Source organism: Mesorhizobium sp. M0518, assembly GCF_040321125.1.
Classification (GTDB): Bacteria; Pseudomonadota; Alphaproteobacteria; order Rhizobiales; family Rhizobiaceae; genus Mesorhizobium.
On record NZ_JAMYQY010000053.1, the window covers coordinates 1 to 5,141 of the forward strand.

Genomic DNA, 5,141 nt, shown 5'->3' on the forward strand with positions numbered 1-5,141 from the left:
TGGCGCCACATCGGCCACCTCGTCGAAACCATCGAGGCAGCCGAATGCAAGAACTACTTCGAAAACGCAGGCTACGCTTCCGTCAAAATATGAAACGCTCTAGTCTCTTCTCCCCAACCGGGAGAAGGTGGCCGCGAAGCGGCCGGATGAGGGGGGCGGCCTCGCACAAGGTTCTGTACGGACTAATTCCTCCCGTAAAATGCGTTCTCGACATGCACCGGCCAGCGCCAGGGCAGCACCGCGACCATGTCGAAGCGCATCGACAATCTGCCGTAGTCCGCTTGGCGCGACAGCCAGATGTCGGCCGCGCCTTCTATTCGACGTTCCGATTCGTGGCCGATCGCCTCCATGGCTTCCATCAGCGTGCGCCGCGCCTTGACCTCGACGAACAGCACCAGATCGCCGCGCCGTGCGATCAGGTCGATCTCGCCGAAGCGCGTGCGGTGGCGGCGGGCGAGAATGCGATAGCCTTTCAGCATCAGCGCTACCGACGCCAGCCATTCGCCGCGATGGCCGCGCCGATAGGCTTTTTGGCGGCTGGCGCTCGGGCGTTCAGCCACCGCCGCTTTCTCCAGAAGCATCCTTGAGCTCCAGCAATCGCCGATAGAGCGCCTGTTTCTGGCCGCCGGTCATCTTCGCGGCTTCCGCCGCCGCCTTGGAGGCCGGCATTTCGGCGGCGAGCGACAGAAGCAGACGGTCGATGTCGGCGGGTTCGTCGACCCTGGCCTCGGCCGGACCGACGCAGACGACGATCTCGCCCTTCGGCGTATCGGCCGCGGCATAGTGGTCGGCCAGCGCCTGAAGCGTGCCGGTTCGCATCTCCTCGAAGGTCTTGGTCAATTCCCTGCCGATAGCCGCCTTTCGCTCGCCGCCCAGCGCTTCGACCATGGCACCGAGGGATTCGGCCAGCCGACGCGGCGATTCGAAGAAGATCAGCGTCGCCGGCACGGCTTTCAGTGCCTCCAGCCGCGTCAACCGCTGCCCGGTCTTCACCGGCAAAAATCCGGCGAACATGAAGGCATCGGAGGGCAGGCCGGATGCGGTCAACGCCGCAAGCGGCGCCGACGGGCCGGGGATCGGCACGACGCGAATGCCGTGGTCGAGCGCCTCGCCGACCAGCCGGTAGCCGGGATCGGATACCAGCGGCGTGCCGGCATCGGAGATCAGCGCCACGCTCTGCCCGGCCTGAAGTGCCGATATCAGCTTCGGCCCGGCCTCGCCGGCATTGTGTTCATGATAGGCCGTGGTGCGGCGGCGAATGCCGTAGCGCTCGAGCAGCACGCGCGACACCCGCGTGTCTTCGCAGGCGACGATGTCGGCCGCGGCCAGCGTCTCCAGCGCGCGCAGCGTGATGTCGGCGAGATTGCCGATCGGCGTCGCCACCAGATAGAGCGCCGGCTCCAATGGCCGTGCCGCGATCTCGGTCTGCCCGACCACATAGCTGCGCTTGCTCGTCTCTGCGGTCACCGATGACTTCTCCATTCAGCCCTGTTTGGCACGGCTGACGCGGGCTTGCAAAAGCTGACGCCGATGTAAGGAATTCGCCTTTCCTTTGCCACAGTGGGGAACCAAACCGGCGTTGGCAGATTAGCCCCCTGATTCCGGAGGAGGACAGGATGGACAGCCTGAAGATACAGGACGCTTTCGAGCCTTACTATGCCGGCCGCAAGCGCGGTGCCGCGCCCACGGCCAAGCGCCCGCCTGCCAAGACCGAGAACAGCCTGACCAAAGAGCGGACCGCGAGCACCTCGCCGACGAAGGGCAGGCATTCCGACAGCAACAAACCAGACAGCACGACGGAGCACTGACCGGACGATGCCCAATCGCTTCGACATCTTCATCACCCGTCTTGAAACAAAGAATGCCCGCAACGGCGCGCAACTAGCCTCGATAGGCGACCAGCACCGCGCCCGCCGCGATAAGGGCGACGCCAAGCCAATTCGCTCCGGACAACCGCTCGCCGAGAAAGGCCGCGCCAAACACCGCCACAAGCACGACGCTTAGCTTGTCGATCGGCGCCACCTGCGCCGCATTGCCGATCTTGAGCGCGCGGAAGTAGCAGAGCCATGACGCGCCGGTGGCCAGACCGGACAGGCCGAGAAAAGCCCAAGTCTTTCCCGAGATCGTGGCCGGCGACTGGAATTGGCCGCTGGCAAGCAGGATCGCACCGAGCACGATCAGTATGATGACCGTGCGGATGAAGGTGGCGAAATCGGAATTGATGTTCTCGATGCCGACTTTGGCGAAGATCGCCGTCAAGGCCGCGAAGGCAGCCGACAGCAATGCCCAGAATTGCCAGGAGGATACGGTCAGGTTCATGCCGGTGGCCTTTGCGGATGGCGTCTTAACCGAGATACCGTGAAACGCGTGCCTTCAGAAGGCCAATCAGCTCCAGGTCCATGAATTCATAGTTATCAGGTATATCGAGGCAGATCACACGGGCCTTCTTCAGGCTGGCCTTGAATTTTTTCTGCAGCTTGGTGCGGTGCGCCTTTTCCATGACAAAGATAATATCGGCTCGGGCGACGAGTTCATGCGTCAGCGGCGTGTCCGCATCGTGGTTTGTCCCCGCCGAGGCCACCTCGATATCCCGGCGCGTTGAAAACACCTGTTCGGCGGTGGGGCTGCGCAAGCGATTCTGGCTGCAGACAAAGAGGACGTTCTTCAAAGGGTTAGCGCGCCAGATCGGCGACCACGGCGTCGAGCACGATCATACCGGCCGGCGTGGCGCGCAGGCGCGAATTGCCGATCGGCGCCACCAGCCCCTCTCCCTGCAGCATCGACAGCCGCGAGCTCGACAGGCCGCGTCCGGAGAACGCTTCGTAGCGGGAGAGGTCGATGCCTTCGGCGAGCCGCAGGCCCATCAGCAGGAATTCGTCGGCCTCTTCCGAACGCGTCAGGATTTCGCCGCCGGTGACGCCATGGCCCTTGGCCTCGACCAGATTGGCCCAGGTTTCCGGCATCCGCTCGGCGATCGTCACCGTGCGGCGACCATTTTCGACGAAGCGGCCATGCGCGCCCGGCCCGACGCCGACATATTCGCCATAGCGCCAATAGGTGAGGTTGTGCCGGCTCTCGGCGCCCGGCCTTGCGTGGTTGGAGATCTCGTAAGCCGGCAAACCATGCGCCGATGTAATCTCCTGCGTCAGCGCATAGAGGTCAGCGGCGTGGTCATTGTCGGGAATGATGAATTTCTTTGCCGCGTGCAGGGCGTGGAAGGGCGTGCCTTCCTCGATGGTCAGCTGGTAAAGCGACAGATGGTCGGCGGCATGGCCGATCGCCTGTTCCAGCTCCGATGCCCAAGCCTCCGGCGTCTGGCCGGGCCGGGCATAGATCAGGTCGAAGGACAGCCTTGGGAATATTTCCCGCGCGAGGCCGATGGCGTGCAGCGCTTCCTCGACATTGTGCAGCCGCCCGAGGAAGCGCAAATCCTTGTCATCCAGCGCCTGCACGCCGAGCGACACGCGGTTGACGCCGGCTGCCCGGTAGCCGCGAAAGCGTTCGGCCTCGACCGAGGACGGATTGGCCTCCAGCGTCACCTCGATGCCGTCAGGCACAGTCCAGTTCTTCGCCACGGCGTCCAGAACCCTGGCCACCGTTTCCGGCTTCATCAGCGACGGCGTGCCGCCGCCGAGAAAAATGCTGGTCACCTCGCGCGGCCCGGTGCGTTCGCGCATCGTCGCCAGCTCGGCCTCGAAGGCGCTGGCAAAGCGCTCCTGGTCGACCGGCTGGTGGCGGACATGGCTGTTGAAGTCGCAATAGGGGCATTTGGCCGCGCAGAACGGCCAGTGGACATAGACGCCGAAACCGGGCGTCCGGTCGAGCAGCATGCTCATGCCGAGCCCAATCTCGCCTTGGCGAACTTCTGGAAGGCGCGAGCGCGATGCGACAGCGCCGTCGGCTGGCCGGGCTTCCAGCCGTGCTTTTCCTCGGCCGTCATCTCACCAAAAGTCTTGTCGAAGCCGTCGGGGAGGAAGACCGGGTCGTAGCCGAAGCCGAGTTCGCCGCGCGGCGGCCAGACCAGCGTGCCTTCGGCCTCGCCGCGATAATATTCCGCCTCGCCGTCGGGAAACGCCAGGCAGATGACGGCGACGAAGCGTCCCTTGCGCTGTTGCGGCAAGGCCGCGCCGACTTCCTGCAACGCCACTTCGGTGCGCTGCATGGCCATGCCGAAATCGCGCGATCCATCCGGGGTTTCGGCCCAGTTGGCGGTGTAGACGCCGGGCGCGCCGTCGAGCGCGTCGACGCACAGGCCGGAATCGTCCGACAGCGCCGGCAGGCCGGTCGCCTTGGCGGCGGCGAGCGCCTTGATGTAGGCGTTCTCCTCGAAGGTGGTGCCGGTCTCGTCAGGCTCCGGCAGGCCATACTCCTTGGCCGACTTGGCTTCGAAGCCGAACGGCCCCATCAGCTCGGCGAATTCGCGCAGCTTGCCGTCATTATGGCTAGCGACGACGATCTTCTTTCCGTCGAGAGAATGCATCAAAGGCCCCAGATTCGTGGCTCGGCGAATTCGATCGAATTGCCCGAGGGGTCGCGTATATAGATCGAACGGCCGCCCTGCGGCCATTCGAATTCGCTCTCGATAGCGATGTGCTTCGCCTCGAGATGCGCTTTCCAGCGCACGATTTCGTCGGCGGTCGCCGCAAAGCAGAGATGGCCTTCCCCGACCGTGCCGTGCGGCGGCACCGGCAGCCTGGCGTCGGACGCCGGCGGGATTTTGGTCGCCTCGGCGTTGAAGACGAGCAGCACGCCGGGGCCGCAGCGGAAGAAGAGATGCCGGCCGGCCACCTTGCCGAGGAGGGGGAGGCCGAGGATGTCGGTGTAGAAGGTTTCCGCTGCGGTCAGGTCGCTGACGTAGAGAGCTGATTCAAGGATGGCAGAGGGCATCACGAGGCACCCCCCTCTGCCCTGCCGGGCATCTCCCCCGCAAGGGGGGAGATTGGCAGCCTCCGCATCGCCGCGCCCTTTGCAACGTTAGAGATTAGCGAAGCCCGAAACGACATCCGATCTCCCCCCTTGCGGGGGAGATGCCCGGCAGGGCAGAGGGGGGTGTTCAAGCTCGGCATTTAATCCTAAGCCACTGCCATCTGCTGCAAACTCACCAACCGCTGGATGCCTTTCTTGGCCAGGCCCATCAAGTC

At 64.4% G+C, this 5,141-nt stretch carries 8 protein-coding genes; 1 reads left to right on the top strand and 7 read right to left on the bottom strand.

Translation table 11 applies throughout. The features are described 5' to 3' along the window. Positions 1–182: 182 nt before the first annotated feature. The gene (locus NKI66_RS32475) at positions 183–560 is read right to left on the bottom strand and encodes a YraN family protein (protein ID WP_127415595.1); all 378 of its coding nucleotides are present in this window, start codon (positions 558–560) and stop codon (positions 183–185) included. Next, positions 553–1,482: a 16S rRNA (cytidine(1402)-2'-O)-methyltransferase gene (gene rsmI / locus NKI66_RS32480; protein ID WP_352754067.1), complete on the bottom strand. Its 930-nt coding sequence runs from the start codon at positions 1,480–1,482 to the stop codon at positions 553–555. The genes NKI66_RS32475 and rsmI overlap by 8 nt, the downstream gene beginning before the upstream one ends. A 134-nt stretch (positions 1,483–1,616) precedes the next feature. Between rsmI and NKI66_RS32485 the strand changes: the two genes are divergently transcribed. Next, a complete protein-coding gene (locus NKI66_RS32485; protein WP_023814163.1) occupies positions 1,617–1,808 on the top strand; it encodes a hypothetical protein in 192 nt (63 codons plus the stop codon). A 73-nt stretch (positions 1,809–1,881) separates the two neighbouring features. Here NKI66_RS32485 and NKI66_RS32490 read toward each other — a convergent pair whose 3' ends face one another. The 5 genes from NKI66_RS32490 to NKI66_RS32510 are packed head-to-tail and all read right to left on the bottom strand — an operon-like array spanning position 1,882 to position 4,890. Beyond that, positions 1,882–2,319: an EamA family transporter gene (locus NKI66_RS32490; protein ID WP_127297006.1), complete on the bottom strand. Its 438-nt coding sequence runs from the start codon at positions 2,317–2,319 to the stop codon at positions 1,882–1,884. Positions 2,320–2,344: 25 nt separating this feature from the next. Next, positions 2,345–2,668 (bottom strand): low molecular weight protein tyrosine phosphatase family protein, encoded by a 324-nt coding sequence (locus tag NKI66_RS32495; RefSeq protein ID WP_352628873.1) that lies wholly within the window; start codon positions 2,666–2,668, stop codon positions 2,345–2,347. Positions 2,669–2,672: 4 nt separating this feature from the next. Beyond that, positions 2,673–3,836, bottom strand: a complete 1,164-nt coding sequence (gene hemW / locus NKI66_RS32500) for a radical SAM family heme chaperone HemW (RefSeq protein WP_352628871.1) — start codon at positions 3,834–3,836, stop codon at positions 2,673–2,675. Next, the gene (gene rdgB / locus NKI66_RS32505; protein WP_352628869.1) at positions 3,833–4,480 is read right to left on the bottom strand and encodes an RdgB/HAM1 family non-canonical purine NTP pyrophosphatase; all 648 of its coding nucleotides are present in this window, start codon (positions 4,478–4,480) and stop codon (positions 3,833–3,835) included. Before rdgB ends, hemW begins: the two co-directional genes overlap by 4 nt. Further along, entirely contained in the window at positions 4,480–4,890 is a 411-nt protein-coding gene (locus NKI66_RS32510) for a VOC family protein (protein WP_352628867.1), read from the bottom strand. The genes rdgB and NKI66_RS32510 overlap by 1 nt, the downstream gene beginning before the upstream one ends. Positions 4,891–5,141 lie beyond the last annotated feature (251 nt).